Below are 19769 nucleotides of genomic sequence, written 5' to 3' on the forward strand. Positions count from 1 at the left end.
AAGACATTATGAATTTAACACTTAAAATTTGGAGACAGAAAGACTCAAAATCAAAGGGTCAAATGGTCGATTATAAAGTAACTGATATTTCAGAACATATGTCTTTTCTTGAAATGATGGATGTTTTGAATGAACAATTAGTAAATACTGGAGAAGAGCCTGTGGCTTTCGATCACGATTGTCGCGAAGGTATTTGCGGTATGTGTTCTATGTATATAAATGGTGAAGCCCATGGTCCAGATAGAGGCGTAACAACCTGTCAGTTACACATGCGTATGTTTAAAGACGGTGATACTATTACTATTGAGCCATTTAGAGCAACTGCATTTCCAGTAATAAAAGATTTAGTTGTAGATAGAAGCTCTTTTGAGCGTATCCAACAAGCTGGCGGATATATTTCAGTGAATACTTCAGGAAACACACAAGATGCCAACTCTATTCCAATCTCAAAACATGCTGCCGATGAAGCTATGGATGCAGCAACGTGTATTGGTTGTGGTGCCTGTGTAGCTACATGTAAAAACTCATCTGCTATGTTGTTTGTTGGGGCAAAAGTATCGCAATATGCGTTGTTACCTCAAGGACAAGTTGAAGCTGCAGATCGTGTTCGTAACATGGTGGCACAAATGGATTTGGAAGGTTTTGGAAACTGTACCAACACCGGTGCTTGCGAAATTGAATGTCCAAAAGGCATTTCATTAGATAACATCGCTCGTATGAATAGAGAGTTAATGAAAGCGAGTTTGTCTTAAAACTTACCTTTCATCGATAATAAATAGAACCCAGGCTTTTGCTTGGGTTTTTTATTTAGATTTGGTTGCTTAATTCTTGAAAATGAAAAAAACGCTATGCCTATTTGTGTTGGTATATCTTTTGGGCATACAGTGTGATGCACAAACTATAAACCATGATGATGTTACAAGAGCACCATTATTTTCTGAAACGATGTTGCTTCAACATATAAAAACATTATCATCTGATGTTTTTGAAGGCAGAAGAACTGGAACAAATGGTGCTTTAAAGGCTGAAAAGTACATCATCAATCAGTTTGTGCTGTTTGATGTTTTGCCTTTAGGAAAGGACTATTTACAGCCATTTTCGTTTACGGAAGCTGGTAAGCGCTATGAAGGTAAAAATGTTTTAGGATGTATAAAAGGTACAATGTACCCAGATAAATATATTGTTATTAGTGCGCATTACGACCATGAAGGTGTTAAAAATGGAAACGTTTATAATGGAACAGATGATAATGCTTCTGGTACCAGTGCCCTGTTTAGTTTTGCTGAATATTTTAGAACCCATCCCCCAAAACATTCGGTTATTTTAGCGGCTTTTGATGCGGAGGAATTGGGATTGCAAGGGTCTAAATACTTTGTGAATCATCCCATTATTCCTTTTAAACAAATTATGGTAAACCTGAACATGGATATGATTAGCCGAAGCGATACCAATGAATTGTTTGCAGTTGGCACAGTTCATAATGAAACTTTGAAACAAGTAATTACAAATCATACTTATTCCAAAAAAATAAACTTTTTAGCAGGTCATGATGAAGGTAATTGGAAAGACAATTGGACCTATGCTTCCGATCACGCTAACTTTCATAAAAAAGGAATTCCATTTTTGTATTTTGGTGTTGACGACCATGAAGATTATCACAAACCAACTGATGATTACGAGAATATCCAACCTGAATTTTATATAGAAGCAGTTAGGGTTATCATGTCCGTTTTTGAAAAAATAGATCAACTAAACTTTTAGTAGTCTTAATACCTGCATGGTTTTCAAAACCTTGTAGGTATATTTAATTTTAAAAATAAGCTTTTAATTGAACGGTTCCCGTATGAATGGTTCTACTGGTTTCGGTTTTTCTACCAAAATAACTTAGGTTTAGGTCTAAAAAATCGGTTAGTTTTTTCTGTGCTAACAAACTCCAAGTAAAGTTTTTTCCGGGTTGCAAACCTTCCAACATTTGGTAGGAAACAGGTGTGTTCGCATTGCCTTCAAAGGTATTGGAGAAAAAGTTAAACTCACCTATAATGGAGTTTTTTGGGCTGCCTGCAAACGTAAAAGAGGTGCCGTATTTTTGTTGCTTTAAGGTTTCTAAACCACCTATGGTATTTTCTTTACTGACATGTTGGTAGAAGATATCAAATCTGGAATTATCATTAAACAAATACGATAGTTTAGGGTTGAAGCGGCTTTCATCAAAATTATAATTCTTGCTTACAAAATTTTCGCTCAAACTTTCATTGTTTCCAAAATCAGATTGCAAGGTTATTAACCAGTTTTCAGCAATTTTATGGTTGAAATTAAACTGATGCCTTTTCAATCCGTTTTCAATAAACCCAATAGATAGAATGTTACGGGTTCTGTTTGAAAGAAAGGTGTACGATGTGGTATAATTTTGTTTTCCTCTATTGAAAAACAGCACGTTTCTGAAATTTAACTGCAATCCCAATTGGTTTTCTTCATCGCTTTCAAACGGATTCAAATTAAAACTGCTTCCTTCACGTTTTAATTTTCTATCTACCAAATAACTGGTTTGGTTGTAAAAATGCGACCAGAACTTTTTGGTTTTATTTTCACTAACCGACCATTGCGACGGATTGATTGTTAAGGTTTGGCTCAACCTGTTTTGATGTGTTTTTATGAAAACTTGGTTGGGTAAAAGCACACGAATGTATTTGCCTTGGTCTTGAAATTGGGCTATTTCAAATTCTTCTAATTCTTGTATACCGTTTTCATTGTAATCTATCCACGTATAGGTACCTTGTCCAGGTTCTACTTCTACATAGGTAAAATCTTGTTGTGGCAAGGTGCCAGAGTTGGTTTCAAAAAGTGTATTCCATTGCACAAGTTGTTTGAATAATTTTTGATTGAACTGTAGTCTGGAGTTGATGGATTGTTCATCATCTATAGCTTCATCAGCGCTTTTTAAAGTTCTGTAATTTGCATAAAGCGATAAATTAGTGTTGGTATTTTGAACAAGTCGTGTGTCTAAATAAAAAGTATTAGACGTATTTACTTTTTGTAATTGGTTGTTTCTAATGCTATCGTTCACACGGTTTTTGTATCCAATTTCGGTGAAGATTTTTGTGCTATCGCCCACGCCAAAAAATACTTCGTACGATTTGAATTTCTGACTTAAATCAGTCAACTCTTGGGTGTCAACAGTTTTTTGTTCATTGTCTTCAATAGACAATTTAGTTCCCAACCAACTTTTTTCCATGCTATAGGCAACAGTATTTGAAGACCTTAAAAATGTGGAGGTATTGGTGTTGGAAGTGGCATTTAAAAAACTAGAATACGATGCAATTCTAAATTTATGAAGCATTAAGTTGGCATTAAAAACATGTCGGTTACCATTAAAATTTTCAGAATAACCCAAATGTTCAAATTGATAGGTAGCATATCCTTTTTTAGCATGGTTTAAACGCAACCCAGAAGTGATTAATGATTGATTCCCAAGTATGATGTTTGAGGTTGAAGAAGCATCATCTAAATTCCAATCTCTATTAAATTCAGCATTATATAAACGCTCGATGGTTTTGAAGTTCTTTTGAATGAAATCGCCATCTGCAAACACGTTCAAATTCCATAAACTGTCATTTTCAATAAGGTTTTGTGATATTTTTAGTTTTCCTGCAAAACCATCATTATTGGCATCGTCTAAACTTGAAAACAGGTTTAAATCGTTTTTGCTGGCGGCTATTTCAAATCCAATATCGGTTTTTTCGGTTGGGGTATAGTTCCCATTTACAACAGCTATTTGAAGCTTTGTTGGCGCAATCAATTGAACAATGGGGGCATAGTTACCTTGTAAAGTACCAGCGTATTCATAAATATTATTAATGGCATTGCTGCTTTGTAAAACGTAATCACCTTGGTTGGCACCCACTTGTGAAAATGTAACACGATATAACGTATCATCAGGATTGTTAGAAAACACAAAAGCTTCAACACCGCCAATAAGCTCTTTTTTATACAAAATTCTATTATCGCTAAAGGACTCTAAAACTTCCGAAGGCGCTACCATTTGCGTTCTATCATCTCCGGCATTTGTTAGAATTTGTACTTGTGCTTCCGATATATTTTGCTGTAATGGTTGGTTTTTAGCATCATTTTCAGAATACACTGAAACCCCAATATTCAATTTTTGACTTTCAAACCGGCCTCCACCATATGCCACTAAGCGCGAATAGTTGCGTTCACTGTATTGATAATCGACGGTGATACGCATTTCGGAAGTCATGGGGAAGGTTGAGTTGAATATAATTTCACCCGCATTATAATCGATGATATAATCTTTATCTTCACCACGTTGCGCCACAATGCCGTTTACATAAACGGTTTCGCTACCAGATACTATAAGCACAAATAATTCACCGTTTTGTCCTTGTAATTTGTATGGCCCTTGGTTACCTTCTTGGGCTTTAAAAGTACTTCTGGTAAACTGCCCACGCACCAAAGCACCAGCACCAAATACATTGGTTTGTGCATCTTCATCGCCCAATTTAGCGTTAACGGACAATCCTTGTACGCGTTTGGAAAAGTTTGCAAAGTAAGAATCGGTATTTTGCAAGTCAATGTCACCTGCACGAATGTTCCATTTGTCGCTATACAATTCAATAAAAACTTGGTCGAACTCATCCAATCGTTGGCTATACCCACTTTCTTGCAGTGGAATATTGGCATCTTGAATGGAAGCCCGAAGCGACACTTTTTCACTCAATTTCCCTGAAATTTGTAAATCCAATTCGCTATTTAAAACGGAGTTTTGATTGTTTCCAACCGTAACCCCACGAGAAATACTTCCCGAAGTTGTTAACCCATCAAAAGGAATGTAATTTTTAGATTCGTTAGGTTGTGAGAGTTGATAAAGCTTTTGAAGGTTATCGGTGTTTTCAACAATAATTTTGTCGTCTAATTGCTGGTATGTTTTGGTTAAAAACTCGGGATATTTTAAATAATTGATAATGATGGAATCGGTTTCAACAGGTTGGACAAATATTAAAAAGGCTTTTTTAAAATCAACCCTATAAAAAGAAGAATCTACAACCGCATTGTATTTTGTTTTAATTGAAAAGTAATTTGAATTGATACTTACGCTATCTATTACAATAGAATCGTTTACAGCAACTTTTTTAGTTCTATAGTTTGAAACCGGACTCTGTGCAAAACCACAAAATCCAATAAAAAAAACAAAAAGGCAGGTTATAAACTTCATTACATACTTAAACTTCAAATAGTTTAAAATATTTTGTTAATAGATTTCGTTAAAAGTGCTATAAAATAATAGTGTAAAAGTAACGCATTATTTATTTTAGCTGAAATTAACTCGTTTTTTAAAACGAGTTATCCCAACACAGGTTGGGATCTCATAAAAACAAAGTAAATGAAAATAATCTCATACAACGTAAATGGTATTCGGGCAGCATTAAATAAAGGATTTCTAAATTGGTTAAAAAGTGCCAACCCCGATGTTATTTGTTTACAAGAAATTAAGGCTTTAAAAGAGCAATTGGATTTAGATATTTTCGTCGAAGCAGGTTACAATTATAACTATTGGTTTAGTGCTCAAAAAAAAGGGTATAGTGGTGTTGCCATTTTAAGTAAAATTAAACCCAATCACGTAGAATATGGCACAGGAATTGCTTCCATGGATTTTGAAGGCAGAAACCTTAGGGCCGATTTTGATGGTTTTTCGGTAATGAGTTTGTATTTGCCTTCGGGAACAAACGATGCTCGATTAGGTCATAAATTTGAATACATGGATATGTTTCAAGATTATATCAACAAACTAAAAGTAGATATTCCAAATTTAATTATTTGTGGCGATTACAATATTTGCCACGAAGAAATAGACATTCACAACCCCAAAGGATTGAGCAATGTTTCAGGGTTTTTGCCAGCCGAACGCAAATGGATAGGCGCATTTATAAACAGTGGATTTACCGATTCTTTCCGTCATTTAAACAAAGAACCACATCAATATACGTGGTGGAGTTACCGAGCCAACTCTCGTGCTAACAACAAAGGTTGGCGGTTAGATTATGCCATGGTTTCAAATGCGATGCAAGAAAAGATAAAAAGAGCCGTTATATTGTCGGATGCTGTTCATAGCGACCATTGTCCCATATTGTTAGAAATAGAAAATTAACCCCAATATTATAACCCAACCCATAAAGAAATTAAAAAAATGATAAAAAGAATTTCCTTAATCGCATTAGCATTAATACTTGTTACTTCATGTGTTTCGCCTAAAATTTATAAAGATTTAGAAAATAAATATGCCAATTTAAAGCAAGCCAATAGAAAACTTTCAGACGAAAACGAAGACTTACTTTTCGATAAAACAAAAGCAGAAAATGATTTAAAACAACTTCGTGCAGATTATTCGAAAGTGCTTGCAGAACGTAACAAATTAGAGAGCGATTACGAAGCCACTAAAGCAAATTTAGATGCTTTAAAATCTTCTTATGATGCTTTAGAGAAAAACAGTTCAGCCTCTATCGCTGCAAATTCAGAAAAAAACAGAGAATTATTAGCACAATTAGAAGCAAAAGAACAAGCTTTGGCAGCAGAAAACCAGCGATTGGAAAATCTTAAAAAACAATTACAAGACCGTTCAAACCGTGTAGCAGAACTTGAAAAAGTGATTTCCGATAAAGATGCCGCTATGACAGCCTTAAAAGACGCTATTTCCAAAGCCTTAACCGATTTTGAAGGCAAAGGTTTAACCGTAGAGCAGCGCGATGGGAAAGTGTACGTTTCAATGGAAAACAAATTATTGTTCAGTTCAGGTAGTTGGGCCGTTGGTACCGAAGGACGTAGAGCCGTACAACAATTAGGAAATGTTTTGGCAAACAACCCAGATATCGCCATTTTAATTGAAGGACATACCGATAACGTGCCGTATCAAGGTAGTGGGCAAATAGTGGGCAACTGGGATTTATCAACCAAACGTGCCACCGCCATCGTTAATATTTTACGAGAAAACGCCTCCATCAATGCCGAAAACTTAACCGCCGCAGGTCGTGGTGAGTTTGCACCAATCGCCACCAACGATACGCCAGAAGGAAGAGCAAAAAACCGTCGTATCGAAGTTATTTTGACACCAAAGTTAGACGAACTTTCAAAATTATTAAAAGATAATTAAAAGTTGGGCGTTACCACAAGGGTCGGGCTTTTCGTTGCAAGTCCTCGCTCGTACCTCGCTGTGGGCTTTCCACTGCAATCCCTAACGCAAAACAAACCTTAACACATTTTTAAACCTTTCAGTACATAAGTAACTGAAAGGTTTTTTTATCTTTAACATCTTATTTAAAAACATAAAGAATTGTCTAAAAATCTAAATATCTAAGCAGTCTAACAATCTAACATCTAAGTAGTCTAACAATCTAAAATGAAATACACCACCATACCAAAAACCGATATAAAAGTTAGTAAAATATGCCTAGGTTCTATGACTTGGGGCAACCAAAACACCGAAGCCGAAGGACATGCACAACTAGATTATGCCTTTGAGAACGGTGTTAACTTTATAGACACTGCAGAAATGTACCCAGTACCCGCAAGTCCAGAAACGCAAGGCGCTACAAGCAAAATTATAGGCACTTGGTTGAAAAAAACAGGCAATAGAGATAAAGTGGTTGTGGCAAGCAAAATTGTAGGTCGCTCAAGCGACTATACCGCGCATATTCGAACCACAGGAATAACATCAAAATCTATAAAAGAAGCTGTAGATAATGAGTTGAAACGCCTACAAACCGATTATATTGATTTATACCAAATACATTGGCCAGAACGCGAAACCAATACATTTGGTACACGCGATTATAAACATAACCCAAACGATAGTTGGACCGACAATTTTAATGAAGTGCTTCATGGTTTAGATGAGCAAATTAAAATGGGCAAAATCAAACACGTTGGCATTTCAAACGAAAAAGCTTGGGGTACCATGCGTTATCTAGAAGAGTCTAAAAATCACAGTTTGCCACGAATGAAAACCATTCAAAACGCATACTCCTTAATAAACAGAGGTTATGAAGGCGATATGGCTGAAATTTCCATGCGTGAAAATATAGGATTGTTAGCTTATTCACCTATGGCATTTGGAGTGCTTTCAGGGAAATACATAAAAGGTACAGCGGCTGATAATGCAAGACTCAAATTGTTCCCAAGATTTGCACGATACAGCAGTGAACAATGTACCGAAGCTACCAAACGCTATTTAAAAATAGCAGAAGATCATGGTATGAGTTTAGCGCAAATGAGTTTGGCTTTTGTAAACCAACAACCCTTTGTAACTAGCAATATTATTGGTGCTACCACTTTAGAACAACTTAAAGAAAACATCAATTCAATACATACAACATTGACTGATGAGATTCTTGAACAGATTAATGCGGTGCATGCCCAAATTCCTAATCCTGCAACGTAGTTTTATAGTTATAAAAAAAAGAGGTCTGAAAAGTATCAACAAGTGTCATTCTGAATTCATTTCAGAATCTTAACTCTTTGATAATCAATATTTTTTAGAAACTGAAACAAGTTCAGTTTGACAATATATAGACTTTTTAGACCCCTCTTGGTTTCCTACTTTCGGTTAATTCATTGTTTCTTGTAGCTTATATAAATCGTAAAGTTTCTTGTTGTAAGGGTAGTCCCAGCAACCCATTCTATGGTAGAGGTCGCCACCAAATCCTTTTTTGTAAATATGTACGCCATGTAGTGGATGGGAGCGATTTAAATTGGGTGCTGAGCCAAACATATCGTATTCTGTACAACCCAAAGCTTTTGCCATTCGTATAGATTCCCATTGCAATGCATAGCTTGCCATGGCATTCTTTTTAGAAGATTTAGAAGCCCCATATAAATAAGTGCCTCTCTTTTTCGATAACACTAAAAACATAGAGGAAAGGAACTTACCATCAATATCAGCCATGAGCATTTTAACGGTAACACCATTTTTGTTGTTATCCTGATTTTTTAAAATAGTGGAAAAAAATTCTTGGTTTTGTAAAGGCATGCCATGTCTTAAAGCTGTGTCAACATATAATTTGTACCATGCATCTATATGATCAATGCCATATTCTCGAACTTTAATACCTTTTTTATTTGCTTTTTTTACATTATAACGTGTGTTGTATCGCATGTTATATAGTAAGTCTTGTTCGTCTAAAGTTAAATCAAGAAAAAAAGTGTTTTTAGGTAGGTTGTCCTGTACGCTTTTTTGCAGGTTCCAGTTGTTTGTACCAAAATTCACTCTAAATTCTTGGGTTTGGTTGGGTGGTGGCCCAACCCAATTGCCTGAATTATCAAAATATTCTTTTTCGGTGGCCCATTGGTTCTCCCAAATTAAATCGTAGCGGATAAAGATGCAGTTGGGAGGTAAGTGTGGTTTTATGGATTCTGATAATTGTTCTAAAAACAAGCCTTGGTTTTCAAATGTAGGTTCTAATTTTGGCCCATATGGAACATAGGCAATACAGGTATCGTTATTTATATATTTAATGAGTATTAATAAGTCTTCAACTTCTTTTTCTAAAGAACTGGCATTGCTTATTAAAAGGTTTCTGGAAATTGTTAACTCAAATCCCTGTGGTATAAACCCTTGTTTGCTTTTTACGCGACCCCAAAAAGGTGTTTGGGGCAATATGTTTGTTGTTTTAAATTCTTCAATATCTTTTCGCTCTAACTCACAAATCATTTTTTTTGCGGCAAAACTAAGAAATCATATACTTAATTGAAAATCATATGTAATTTGATTCCCTTTTTCATCAATAACAAAGCATTTCAAATGAAATTTTCAGTAAAACTTTACAATAACTTTTATGTGATTAATTTATAATATCGAAATTATATGTAAATTGATGCGATCAAAAAAAAAATCACAATTTAATTTTAGTCATTATGAAATGGCAAGGCAGAAGAAAAAGTTCAAATATAGATGATCGTAGAGGTAAAAGTGGTTCTGGTCAAGGTATAGGCGGATTTAGCCCTACATTATTAGTACCATTAGTTAGACTTCTTTTTTCAAAAGTTGGGCTTTTTATAGTAGGTGGTTTTATAGTGGTATCTTTAGTAATGGGTAAAAACCCACTAGCGTTAATTACGCAACTTTTAAGTGGTGGATCTTTAACAGAATCTTCTGCACCTTACAAAGCTACTGCTAAAGATCAAGAATTGGCCGAATTTAGTGCTACCATTTTAGCTAATACTGAAGATGTTTGGAATAAGCTATTGCCTAATTATCGTGAACCAGAATTGGTGCTTTTTACAGGTTCGGTTTCCTCTGCATGTGGGTCTGCTTCTAGTGCTACAGGTCCTTTTTATTGTCCAGGAGATGAAAAATTATATATAGATTTAAGTTTTTTTGATGAAATGGAACGCCGATTAAATGCGCCAGGAGACTTTGCGCAGGCTTATGTGATTGCGCACGAGGTAGGGCATCACATTCAAAAAATTATGGGAACTACCGATAAAATGAACCGATTACGTGGGCAAGTTTCCCAAACCGAATATAACAGATATTCGGTAATGTTAGAACTTCAAGCCGATTTTTTAGCTGGTGTTTGGGCACATCATTCCCAACAAATGACACAGATGATGGAAACCGGCGATCTTGAAGAAGCTATGAATGCCGCTAATGCCATTGGTGATGACAGACTACAAAAACAATCGAGTGGTAGGGTAGTGCCCGATTCTTTTACACATGGCACTTCGGCACAGCGTATGCGCTGGTTTAAAAAAGGTTTTGAAACGGGGGATTTATCGCAAGGTGATACGTTTAGTGCGTCTTCGTTGTAACAAATTTTTATATAATGCTGAACTGATGTACTGCGCTTGTCTAAGTGTTCTTTCTAGATATTAACGGTTTGCATATTTTAAAGATATTTGGCTTCATCGACTTAACAATAACTTTAGCTTTCATTAATGGTTTTTTTAATAGAATTTAACAAGAAAATTCGTTTATTTGTCTTTAATAAAAATTTATAAATGAAAAAAACGATAAAAATAATTTCTCTCTTGTTTATCATCTTGTGTTTGAATTCTTGTTTTATAGGAAAATCGATTCAGTCTTCAAAAGCAAGGTCTGAATTTACAGAAGAAAACGATGCTATTCCACCTAACTTTGGGAAGTTTGAACACACCGTTATTGTTGGAATTCTTAAGGGAAGGAGAAGTTATGATAAATATCTGAAAAGTGCTTTTAAAAAAAATTACAACGGGGCATACGTTTTATTGACTAGAGAGGAACTTAAAAAACCAGAATATAGAAATATGTCTAAGTATAGATATGTTTTTGATTATACATTAGGAACAACAAGATCAACTATTTATTCAGATGGGTTAAGTTCGAGTGTGACACTTAAACGCTACTACGTGGAAGATAGAATAGAAGATAAAATTTACCAAAGTGGCGCTGAATTTTCTTATTTCGCAAAGGCGATGAAGATATATGTAGCTAATTTAGAAAAAAAGAGATTGTTAAAATAAACTTTAATAATGAAAGAACTAATATTATTGGTTTTAGCTTTAACTTCTATTAATGTATTTTGCCAAGATTCAAATTATCAAAAATCAAAGGAATTATATATTTATAATACCTATGAAGATTTTAAAAATAAAAAAGATGTCTATTTAGGTCAAATATCAAATTTTTCCTGGAGTAGCTGGGGAAAGAATAAATTATGTGCCATTATAAATTCCAAAGAAGTAAAAGTTAATATAAACAAATACTGGGGATTTAGGCTAGATGATGTTTTTTTTAGAATTAACAAATCTAGTCCTAGAATACCAGTTTTGATATTAGGTTCATCTGAGAAAATTTTTTATATCGATGGTTATTTTTATTTAGGAGAAATTTTAAGCGGTAGTTCAAGCTCTTCAAGAACTACAAATGCTTTATTTTATTCTGATGACTTTGAAAGTAAAATTATTCATATTGATAAATTACCTAAGTATGAAAAGAATAATCAATCACTATCTGAAATTATAAATTGCATTAATAAAGGAAAAAAGAGATATGGTTACCAAGCTAAGTTTAATAGCTACTATAAATGTATTGATAGGTTTTTAAATGATTAGGCTGTTAAGGTAACAGCTACAACTAAGCTCTGCTTAGTGGCGGTATGAAAAAGTCTTGAAATTAATTTAATTCTATAAATATTCTAGTGAATACGAAATCCGCGTTAGGGATAGCAGTGAAAAGACCACAGCGACGTATGAGCGAGGACTTGTAACGAATAACCCGACCCTTTTTTGGGGTAACGCCCACCGCATTTTATACGCTATTAAAAAGAACGGATAGGTTGCTTTGTTTCTCACTTCTTGCAATGACATTTTAAAAACAAAAAAAGCCTCACTAAACAAATAGTAAGGCTTTTTTAAATTATTTAATTTGTTTACCATCTTTATCGAAAAAGTGGTATTCTAAATACGTGTAAGCATCTCTTGGTAAAACTTTAACCCATTTTTTGTGTTCAAAAAACCATTTTGAACGTATTGATGGAAAACCTTTTGTTAAAAAGGCTGCTATAAAAGGATGTGTGTTTAAGGTCAGCTTTTTATAGTCTTTTTTTAATAGTTGTTCTAGGTCGTGCGTAATTTTTGTTACGATACCTATTGGTGCATCTACCTCAGAGCCATTCATTACTTCGTCAGGGTTTTCTTCCTGAGTTTTAATGTTCATTTCTGGGCGAACGCGTTGTCTAGTAATTTGTATCAAACCAAATTTACTTGGTGGCAATATTTTGTGTTTAGCCCTATCGTCCTTCATTTCATCGCGAAGGTGGTTAAACAATTGTTGCCTGTGGTCAGCACTCGTCATATCAATGAAATCTACCACTATAATGCCGCCCATATCACGTAATCGTAATTGGCGCGCCATTTCGGTAGCAGCTATTAAGTTAACTTCTAGTGCTGTATCCTCTTGGTTGTTTGCTTTGTTTGAGCGGTTACCGCTGTTTACATCTATAACGTGTAAGGCTTCGGTGTGTTCTATAATTAGATACGCGCCTTTTGCCATAGATACGGTTTTACCAAAGGAGGTTTTAATTTGTCTTTCAATCCCGAATTTTTCAAAAATGGGAACGTTAGACTGATACAATTTTACTATAGATTCTTTGTTTGGTGCAATTTCTTGTACGTAATCTTTAATTTGAATGTGAAGCGCTTCATCATCTACATGAATAGCAGTAAAGGTATCGTTGAATATGTCTCGTAAAATGGACGAGGCTTTATTCATTTCTCCTAATACTTTACTTGGATGATGTGCTTTGTGTAGCTTTTTGCACATTGCGGTCCAACGACCTAACAAGTTTTGCAAATCTTTATCTAGTTCAGCTACTTTTTTGCCTTGTGCTACAGTGCGTACAATAATGCCAAACCCTGGTGGCGTAATGCTTTTTACCAATCGTTTTAGTCGGTCTTTTTCATCTTTGTCTTCTATCTTTTGAGAAATAGAAATGCGGTTTGAAAAAGGTACTAAAACAATATATCTGCCAGCAATAGAAAGCTCGGAGCTTATTCTAGGGCCTTTGGTGGATATAGGTTCTTTTACTATTTGTACCAATAGCGATTGATTTGATTTTAAGACGTCAGAAATTTTTCCGTCTTTATCAATATCTTTTTCAAATGGGAAATTTTTTAAAGTAAAATCTTTTAGTTTACCTGTGCTTACACTTTTTGTGAATTTTAAAAGCGAAGGTAGCTTTGGGCCTAAATCATGATAATGCAAAAACGCATCTTTTTCATAGCCTACATTTACAAATGCAGCATTTAGCCCAGGAACAGCTTTTCTTATTTTGGCTATAAACACATCACCAACCGAAAAGTTATTACCATCTTCGTCTTTCTGTAATTCAATAAGTTTTCCATCTTTTAATAAGGCAAAATCAACGTGCTCGGAACTAGATCGAATAATCAATTCTTTATCCATTAAGTTAATTTTTATCCATACGTTTAAGTTGTGAAGTTGAAAGTTGTGAAGTTGTAAAGTTGTAAGAACGTTAAGATATTATGCTTAACAAAAAACAACCAACAACTAACAGCTAGCGACTAACGACTGAACTGTACAGATGGATTATACATTATTTTTCACAGGATTTTTAATATCCGTGGAGTTTATAAAACACCGTAAAGTGTCTAAAAATTTAATAAACTCATTTCAATGAACGTTTTTGTTTTAAACCGAAAAAAGTAGCTTTTATAACTACTTTTTAGGGCTTATTTTTTCTTTTTGTGACGGTTAGCACGTGCACGTTTTTTTCTTTTGTGCGTTGCTACCTTATGTCTCTTGCGTTTTTTACCACTTGGCATAAATAATGTCTTTTTAAATTAATAATTTATTTTAATACTGAAACCGGGTCCAGCTAATGCATTTTTATTTAACGTCTACATTTGTTTTAACGCCTTCAACAAAAACTTTTGCAGGCTTAAATGCAGGGATATTGTGAGATGGTATTTTAATGGTAGTGTTTTTTGAAATGTTTCTACCAGTTTTTTCAGCTCTAGTTTTAATTATAAAGCTACCAAAACCTCTTAAGTAAACATTATCACCACTCTCTAAAGAAGATTTTACTTCTTCCATAAATGTTTCAACAGTTGCTTGAACATCTCCTTTTTCAATTCCTAATTTATCAGAAATTTTTGCTACTATATCAGCCTTAGTCATTTTTATTATATTTTATTAAGTTACTATAAATTTTAAAAGGGATGCAAATATAGGAATTTAAAATTCAATATTTCAAACCTAATTCATTAAAATTTAAGATTATAAACGTTTATTTTTGTTCGCAGCATTTATTTAATTAATGATATTTTCAAAAACTTTAAACAACTGGTATTCAATTAATAAGAGAGATCTGCCTTGGAGGCAAACAAACAACCCTTATTTTATTTGGCTATCGGAAATTATTTTACAGCAAACACAAGTAGCTCAAGGTTTGCCATATTACGTCAAATTTACAGAAGAATTCCCATCGGTTTTTCATTTAGCTAACGCCGAAGAAAGTGATGTTTTAAAACTTTGGCAAGGGTTGGGTTATTATTCGCGCGCCAGAAATTTGCATACCACAGCAAAATATGTTGCCAACCAACTAAAAGGTGAATTTCCAAACAATTATAAAGATTTATTAAAACTGAAGGGCATTGGTGATTATACCGCCAGTGCCATAGCATCCATTTGTTTTAATAAACCCGAGGCTGTTGTAGATGGCAATGTGTACAGGGTATTAGCGCGCTATTTTGGTGTCGATACGCCTATCAACTCGTCAAAAGGCAGTAAAGAGTTTAAACAATTGGCGCAAGAGCTTATTGATAGAAAAGATCCTGCAACGTTTAACCAAGCCATTATGGAGTTTGGTGCAACGCAATGTAAACCCCAAAGTCCCGATTGTTCTATATGTCCTTTTAGTAAAAGTTGTACAGCCTTCAATACAAATAGAATTAACGAACTACCAGTAAAAATTAAATCTGCGAAAGCGAAAAAAAAGTATTTCAATTTTTTAGTATTTATTGACGATAAAGAAAATACCATTTTAGAACAACGCAAAGGGAAAGGCATTTGGCAAAATTTATATCAGTTTCCTTTAATTGAAACTTCCAAAAGTTGCGATTTTGAAACCTTAAATAATTTGGTTAAAAACCATTCATTATTAAATGGTCATGCTTTTGAGTTGTCCTTATATAATGACCAAGATATTGTGCATAAATTATCGCATCAACATTTACATACTAAATTTTGGATTGTAAAAGTGAACAATGCGTTGCCCAATGCCATCCCAACAATTGAAATACACACATACGCAGTGCCTATCTTAATTGGAAATTTTATTGAAAGTTTTAATTTCTAAGATGCTCTCAAACGTTAAGCGTTTGAGTTCCCTATTGAAATTGTCATTTTCGAGGCATCAGAAATCCAAAGACTAAAAGATGATTTTAATAAATTCAACATTTTTCATGGGCATAGTTATCGCAATCAAAATTTTTATTAATTTTAAAAAAACGGAAAGCAAATCGTTAAAATGCAAAGCAATTCAGTAATTTTGCTATCCTATAAAAAACAAAAATTATGTCTGGAACATTAAATAAAGTAATGCTTATTGGGCATTTGGGCGATGAGGTAAAAATGCATTATTTTGAAGGTGGTGGTTGTGTTGGCAGATTTCCTTTGGCAACAAACGAAACCTACACCAGCAAGCAAACTAATGAGCGTGTTACCAATACCGAATGGCATAACATTGTAGTTAGAAATAAAGGTGCCGAAATTTGCGAAAAGTATTTAAGCAAAGGCGATAAAGTATATATTGAAGGCCGATTGAAAACCAGAAAATGGCAAGATGAAAGTGGTGCAGAGCGTTATTCAACCGAAATTCAATGTACAGATTTTACTTTTTTATCTACCAAGAAAGAGAGTGAAAGTAATGCATCAAACGCTGCGCCAACTACGGCGCAAAAACCTGTTGCAAAACAGCCGGAAGCTCCAGAGCCAATTGGAGAAGAGGATGACGATTTGCCATTTTAATAATGTCTCGTTACAACGAGAATTCATTGTTTAACTAAAACCACAGTATTGGATCCTGACCCCGCGAGTTTTAAAAGTTTAATCATTGCAATTGATGTTTCAATTGTTTTTGGTGTTGTATTATTGTTCTTGCTTTTATTCTGTTCTGCACTTATTTCTGGTGCCGAAGTAGCTCTTTTTTCACTTTCAAAAACAGATGTAGACAAAGGGCTGGAAGCAAAATCCAAGCGTATTCAAATTATAGCAAGTCTTTTAGGGCGTCCAAAAAAATTATTAGCGACCATATTAGTAGCCAATAATTTCATTAACATAGCTATTGTTATTTTGTTTGAGTCTATGAGTGGAGTAATGTTTGAGGGATTTGATTACTCTGTCAACTTTTATTATTTTCAAATCAAATTAGTGTTTTTTGTAAAAGTTATTCTAGTAACCTTCTTGATTTTATTGTTTGGAGAAATTTTACCTAAAATTTATGCTAGTAGAAACAATTTAAAGTTCGCAACTTTCATGTCGTATCCACTTAAGGTTTTAGATGTGCTACTTTCGCCATTAAGTTTGCCTATGCGAAGCATGACCATAGGGATACATAATAGGTTGGGGAAACAAAAATCTAATTTAAGTGTCGATCAACTATCGCAAGCACTGGAGCTTACCAGTGAAGAAGATACTACCAAAGAAGAACATAAAATTCTACAAGGTATCGTGTCTTTTGGCAATACCGATACCAAACAGGTGATGCGCCCTCGTATAGATATTTTTGCATTGAACATCGAGCAAAAATACATGGAGATTATGCCTGAAATCATAAAAAATGGCTACTCGCGTATTCCAGTTTATAAAGATAATATAGATACCATTAAAGGGATTCTATATGTAAAGGATTTATTGCCTTATATAGAAAGAAAGCAGTTCGATTGGACTAGCTTGATGAGGGAGCCATTTTTTGTGCCTGAGAATAAAAAGTTAGACGATTTAATGTCTGAATTTCAAGAGAAAAAAGTGCATTTAGCGGTGGTGGTAGATGAATATGGAGGTACTTCGGGGCTCATTTCTTTAGAAGATATTATTGAGGAAATTGTAGGCGACATTAGTGATGAATTTGATGATGAAGATTTGACCTATTCTAAATTAGATGATAATAATTTTGTGTTTGAAGGAAAAACACCTTTGAAAGATTTTTATAAAATCATTAAAATTGAAGACAACACTATTTTTGAAGATAAAAAAGGAGAAGCCGAAACTATTGCAGGGTTTGTTTTAGAAATATCGGGCAGTTTTCCAAAATTGAACACTAAAATAAACTTCGAAAATTACGTTTTTAAAATTGAGGCTTTAGACAAAAAACGTATAAAACTATTAAAATTCACCATTACCTAAACAGCATTTATAATTTGAAAAGCACCTATATCTTAAAAAGTTTAATAACAGTCGGGTTTTTTATAATGATGTCTTGTGGGCAAGATTATATACCAAAACCTAAAGGCTATTTAAGGTTGGAGTATCCGCAGGCGCAATATGACAAAGTGAATGCAGAGCTTCCTTTTTCTTTTGAAACCAATGCGTTGGCGAGTGAAATTAAGCTAAAAAGGTTAGCCGCTTCAACCGAAAGTTATGGCATCAATATAGAGTATCCAACGCTTAAGGCCACCATATTTTTAACTTACAAAGCGGTTGATGACGACCAAAAAAATCTAACCGATTTTTTACGGGATGCACAAAAATTCACTTTAGAACATACTATTAAAGCGGACGAAATTCCGGTGTTTCCTTACGAAAATAAAGAAAGAAAGGTGTATGGTATTTTTTCTGAAGTAAAAGGAAATGTAGCATCGCCAGCCCAATTTTATGTAACCGATAGTATTAAGCATTTCTTAATTGGTTCGCTGTATTTCAATACAAAACCTAATTACGATTCTATTTTGCCAGCAGCAAATTACCTGCAAAAAGATATGGCACACATTATGGAAACGCTACGTTGGAAATAAAAAAAGCTTCTTAACTCGAAACTAAGAAGCCTTTTTAAAAGTTTTTTTAAAGACTATGCGCTAGCTTTTGCTGTGCAACATTCTTTTTTGCAATCACTTGAACAAGCTGTTTTTTCAGCTTCGGTTTTGCCAGTACAACAAGCCTTTTTGCAATTTGCATCACAACTTGATTTATCAGAATGGCCACTTTTCATATCCTTAACGGTATAAGTATCTGAAACTTTGGTAACGGTTTGCTCTAATAAAGAAGGGGTTACTTTTGCTTCATCATACTCAACCATAGCTAGTTTTTTGTCAAAATCAACAGTGGCAGATTTCACACCATCCATTTTTGCAATTTTCTTTTCAATGGTTTTTGCACATCCCATCGCACAGGTCATACCCTCAATGGTGAATTCTGCTTTAGCATAAGTGGCATTAGGGTTTAAGGTATGGGTGGCTTCGTTGGCAACTTCCACAGTTTTTACTTCTGGTTTAGTTTCGTTTTTGCAGCTCATAGCAAATAATGCCATAAACCCAATTATCATGATATTTTTTAGAGACTTCATTATTTTTGAGTATTTAATTTCAAGCAAATTTACTAAATAATGAGGTTTGTTAATTGGAAATTAATATTAAATGCACGTTAAAATTATTTTTTTACCAAATTTTTCACGAAATTTAGTAGCATAAATGGTTATTGGTCAAATTTCCATAATGTTTAGTCAATAAATTAAAACTTTGAAAAATGAAAAAAATATCGCTCCCTATTCGGTTTGGACTTGTTACTAGTGCTGTATTAATTGCTTATTTTTTAATTTTAGCATTGTTTCACAAACACATTAATCCTGTATTTAGTTTTTTTAATGCGGTAATAACTGCTTTTGGGATTTATGAAGCCATACGATTAAGTAAGCTAGAGAGTCCTGGTGCGTTTTCTTATGGAGAAGGCTTTAAAATAGGTCTTATTACAGGTTTTGTAGCTACTGTGTTTTTCACCATTTTTTTCTTATTTTATGCTACCGAGTTTAGTACAGGCTTTTTGCCCGAATTGCTTAAAGAAATGCATGGAGGCCTTGGTGCCGATGTGGGTTTGGTAACCTTTGTTGTTGCCATTATGGGTTTTGCAACCACGGTAGTTTCTACACTTGCAGTCATGCAACTTTTTAAAAACAGTAAAAATCTTGCCTAAAAAAAACAAAACGTTTGTAGATTAATTAAATAGCAGTATATTTGCACTCATTTTTGAACAAAAATTAATTAATAAA

At 34.2% G+C, this 19769-nt stretch carries 18 protein-coding genes; 13 read left to right on the top strand and 5 right to left on the bottom strand.

Annotation, left to right across the window (positions count from 1 at the left end; all coding sequences use genetic code 11):
• Window positions 1–8: 8 nt before the first annotated feature.
• The gene (locus ACGK9U_RS09900) at window positions 9–752 is read left to right on the top strand and encodes a succinate dehydrogenase/fumarate reductase iron-sulfur subunit (protein ID WP_209652358.1); all 744 of its coding nucleotides are present in this window, start codon (window positions 9–11) and stop codon (window positions 750–752) included.
• Between the two features lie 82 nt (window positions 753–834).
• The gene (locus tag ACGK9U_RS09905) at window positions 835–1761 is read left to right on the top strand and encodes a M28 family peptidase (RefSeq protein ID WP_394466214.1); all 927 of its coding nucleotides are present in this window, start codon (window positions 835–837) and stop codon (window positions 1759–1761) included.
• Between the two features lie 49 nt (window positions 1762–1810).
• Here ACGK9U_RS09905 and ACGK9U_RS09910 read toward each other — a convergent pair whose 3' ends face one another.
• A complete protein-coding gene (locus ACGK9U_RS09910) occupies window positions 1811–5230 on the bottom strand; it encodes a hypothetical protein (protein ID WP_394466215.1) in 3420 nt (1139 codons plus the stop codon).
• 168 nt (window positions 5231–5398) lie between these two features.
• Here ACGK9U_RS09910 and ACGK9U_RS09915 point away from each other — a divergent pair, with 168 nt between their 5' ends.
• From ACGK9U_RS09915 to ACGK9U_RS09925, 3 genes are all read left to right on the top strand, one after another.
• Window positions 5399–6163 (top strand): exodeoxyribonuclease III, encoded by a 765-nt coding sequence (locus tag ACGK9U_RS09915; RefSeq protein ID WP_394466216.1) that lies wholly within the window; start codon window positions 5399–5401, stop codon window positions 6161–6163.
• A 39-nt stretch (window positions 6164–6202) separates the two neighbouring features.
• Window positions 6203–7162: an OmpA family protein gene (locus ACGK9U_RS09920; protein ID WP_394466217.1), complete on the top strand. Its 960-nt coding sequence runs from the start codon at window positions 6203–6205 to the stop codon at window positions 7160–7162.
• Window positions 7163–7408: 246 nt separating this feature from the next.
• Window positions 7409–8449, top strand: coding sequence for an NADP(H)-dependent aldo-keto reductase (locus tag ACGK9U_RS09925; protein WP_394466218.1), 1041 nt, complete (start codon window positions 7409–7411; stop codon window positions 8447–8449).
• 165 nt (window positions 8450–8614) lie between these two features.
• On the opposite strand, the gene ACGK9U_RS09930 is transcribed toward ACGK9U_RS09925, so the two are convergent.
• Window positions 8615–9718 (bottom strand): lipid II:glycine glycyltransferase FemX, encoded by a 1104-nt coding sequence (locus ACGK9U_RS09930; RefSeq protein WP_394466219.1) that lies wholly within the window; start codon window positions 9716–9718, stop codon window positions 8615–8617.
• Window positions 9719–9921: 203 nt separating this feature from the next.
• Here ACGK9U_RS09930 and ACGK9U_RS09935 point away from each other — a divergent pair, with 203 nt between their 5' ends.
• The 3 genes from ACGK9U_RS09935 to ACGK9U_RS09945 all read left to right on the top strand — a co-directional run bounded on the left by ACGK9U_RS09935 (window position 9922) and on the right by ACGK9U_RS09945 (window position 12099).
• Window positions 9922–10818 (top strand): neutral zinc metallopeptidase, encoded by an 897-nt coding sequence (locus tag ACGK9U_RS09935; protein ID WP_394466220.1) that lies wholly within the window; start codon window positions 9922–9924, stop codon window positions 10816–10818.
• Window positions 10819–11007: 189 nt separating this feature from the next.
• On the top strand, window positions 11008–11508 hold the full coding sequence (locus ACGK9U_RS09940) for a hypothetical protein (RefSeq protein WP_394466221.1): 501 nt from the start codon (window positions 11008–11010) through the stop codon (window positions 11506–11508).
• Between the two features lie 9 nt (window positions 11509–11517).
• Window positions 11518–12099: a hypothetical protein gene (locus ACGK9U_RS09945; RefSeq protein ID WP_394466222.1), complete on the top strand. Its 582-nt coding sequence runs from the start codon at window positions 11518–11520 to the stop codon at window positions 12097–12099.
• A 304-nt stretch (window positions 12100–12403) separates the two neighbouring features.
• Here the strand turns inward: ACGK9U_RS09945 and ACGK9U_RS09950 are convergent, their stop codons facing one another.
• Window positions 12404–13951, bottom strand: coding sequence for an Rne/Rng family ribonuclease (locus ACGK9U_RS09950; RefSeq protein WP_394466223.1), 1548 nt, complete (start codon window positions 13949–13951; stop codon window positions 12404–12406).
• Between the two features lie 444 nt (window positions 13952–14395).
• A complete protein-coding gene (locus ACGK9U_RS09955) occupies window positions 14396–14686 on the bottom strand; it encodes an HU family DNA-binding protein (RefSeq protein ID WP_117173525.1) in 291 nt (96 codons plus the stop codon).
• Between the two features lie 139 nt (window positions 14687–14825).
• Here ACGK9U_RS09955 and mutY point away from each other — a divergent pair, with 139 nt between their 5' ends.
• The 4 genes from mutY to gldD all read left to right on the top strand — a co-directional run bounded on the left by mutY (window position 14826) and on the right by gldD (window position 18522).
• Window positions 14826–15866, top strand: a complete 1041-nt coding sequence (gene mutY, locus ACGK9U_RS09960) for an A/G-specific adenine glycosylase (RefSeq protein WP_394466224.1) — start codon at window positions 14826–14828, stop codon at window positions 15864–15866.
• A gap of 218 nt (window positions 15867–16084) precedes the next feature.
• Window positions 16085–16537 carry a single-stranded DNA-binding protein gene (locus ACGK9U_RS09965; RefSeq protein ID WP_394466225.1) on the top strand — a complete coding sequence of 151 codons (453 nt, stop codon included), beginning with the start codon at window positions 16085–16087 and terminating at the stop codon, window positions 16535–16537.
• 48 nt (window positions 16538–16585) lie between these two features.
• Window positions 16586–17914 (top strand): gliding motility-associated protein GldE, encoded by a 1329-nt coding sequence (locus tag ACGK9U_RS09970; RefSeq protein ID WP_394466226.1) that lies wholly within the window; start codon window positions 16586–16588, stop codon window positions 17912–17914.
• Window positions 17915–17979: 65 nt separating this feature from the next.
• Complete coding sequence (gene gldD / locus ACGK9U_RS09975; protein WP_394466227.1) at window positions 17980–18522, top strand: gliding motility lipoprotein GldD; 543 nt, start codon at window positions 17980–17982, stop codon at window positions 18520–18522.
• Window positions 18523–18575: 53 nt separating this feature from the next.
• On the opposite strand, the gene ACGK9U_RS09980 is transcribed toward gldD, so the two are convergent.
• Entirely contained in the window at window positions 18576–19070 is a 495-nt protein-coding gene (locus ACGK9U_RS09980) for a heavy-metal-associated domain-containing protein (RefSeq protein WP_394466228.1), read from the bottom strand.
• Between the two features lie 179 nt (window positions 19071–19249).
• Between ACGK9U_RS09980 and ACGK9U_RS09985 the strand changes: the two genes are divergently transcribed.
• A complete protein-coding gene (locus ACGK9U_RS09985) occupies window positions 19250–19693 on the top strand; it encodes a DUF4199 domain-containing protein (protein WP_394466229.1) in 444 nt (147 codons plus the stop codon).
• The last annotated feature ends 76 nt before the right edge of the window (window positions 19694–19769 follow it).

It is taken from the genome of Mariniflexile sp. HNIBRBA6329, assembly GCF_043558645.1.
GTDB lineage: Bacteria > Bacteroidota > Bacteroidia > Flavobacteriales > Flavobacteriaceae > Mariniflexile.

Bases quoted from the DNA above. Each gene is read 5' to 3' on its own strand.
- ACGK9U_RS09965 (WP_394466225.1), top strand. From the start codon at position 16,085: ATGTCTGGAACATTAAATAAAGTAATGCTTATTGGGCATTTGGGCGAT.
- ACGK9U_RS09925 (WP_394466218.1), top strand. From the start codon at position 7,409: ATGAAATACACCACCATACCAAAAACCGATATAAAAGTTAGTAAAATA.
- ACGK9U_RS09930 (WP_394466219.1), bottom strand. From the start codon at position 9,718: ATGATTTGTGAGTTAGAGCGAAAAGATATTGAAGAATTTAAAACAACA.
- ACGK9U_RS09955 (WP_117173525.1), bottom strand. From the start codon at position 14,686: ATGACTAAGGCTGATATAGTAGCAAAAATTTCTGATAAATTAGGAATT.
- ACGK9U_RS09910 (WP_394466215.1), bottom strand. From the start codon at position 5,230: ATGAAGTTTATAACCTGCCTTTTTGTTTTTTTTATTGGATTTTGTGGT.
- ACGK9U_RS09950 (WP_394466223.1), bottom strand. From the start codon at position 13,951: ATGGATAAAGAATTGATTATTCGATCTAGTTCCGAGCACGTTGATTTT.
- ACGK9U_RS09940 (WP_394466221.1), top strand. From the start codon at position 11,008: ATGAAAAAAACGATAAAAATAATTTCTCTCTTGTTTATCATCTTGTGT.
- ACGK9U_RS09985 (WP_394466229.1), top strand. From the start codon at position 19,250: ATGAAAAAAATATCGCTCCCTATTCGGTTTGGACTTGTTACTAGTGCT.
- ACGK9U_RS09900 (WP_209652358.1), top strand. From the start codon at position 9: ATGAATTTAACACTTAAAATTTGGAGACAGAAAGACTCAAAATCAAAG.
- ACGK9U_RS09920 (WP_394466217.1), top strand. From the start codon at position 6,203: ATGATAAAAAGAATTTCCTTAATCGCATTAGCATTAATACTTGTTACT.
- mutY (WP_394466224.1), top strand. From the start codon at position 14,826: ATGATATTTTCAAAAACTTTAAACAACTGGTATTCAATTAATAAGAGA.
- ACGK9U_RS09915 (WP_394466216.1), top strand. From the start codon at position 5,399: ATGAAAATAATCTCATACAACGTAAATGGTATTCGGGCAGCATTAAAT.
- ACGK9U_RS09980 (WP_394466228.1), bottom strand. From the start codon at position 19,070: ATGAAGTCTCTAAAAAATATCATGATAATTGGGTTTATGGCATTATTT.
- gldD (WP_394466227.1), top strand. From the start codon at position 17,980: ATGATGTCTTGTGGGCAAGATTATATACCAAAACCTAAAGGCTATTTA.
- ACGK9U_RS09935 (WP_394466220.1), top strand. From the start codon at position 9,922: ATGAAATGGCAAGGCAGAAGAAAAAGTTCAAATATAGATGATCGTAGA.
- ACGK9U_RS09905 (WP_394466214.1), top strand. From the start codon at position 835: ATGAAAAAAACGCTATGCCTATTTGTGTTGGTATATCTTTTGGGCATA.
- ACGK9U_RS09945 (WP_394466222.1), top strand. From the start codon at position 11,518: ATGAAAGAACTAATATTATTGGTTTTAGCTTTAACTTCTATTAATGTA.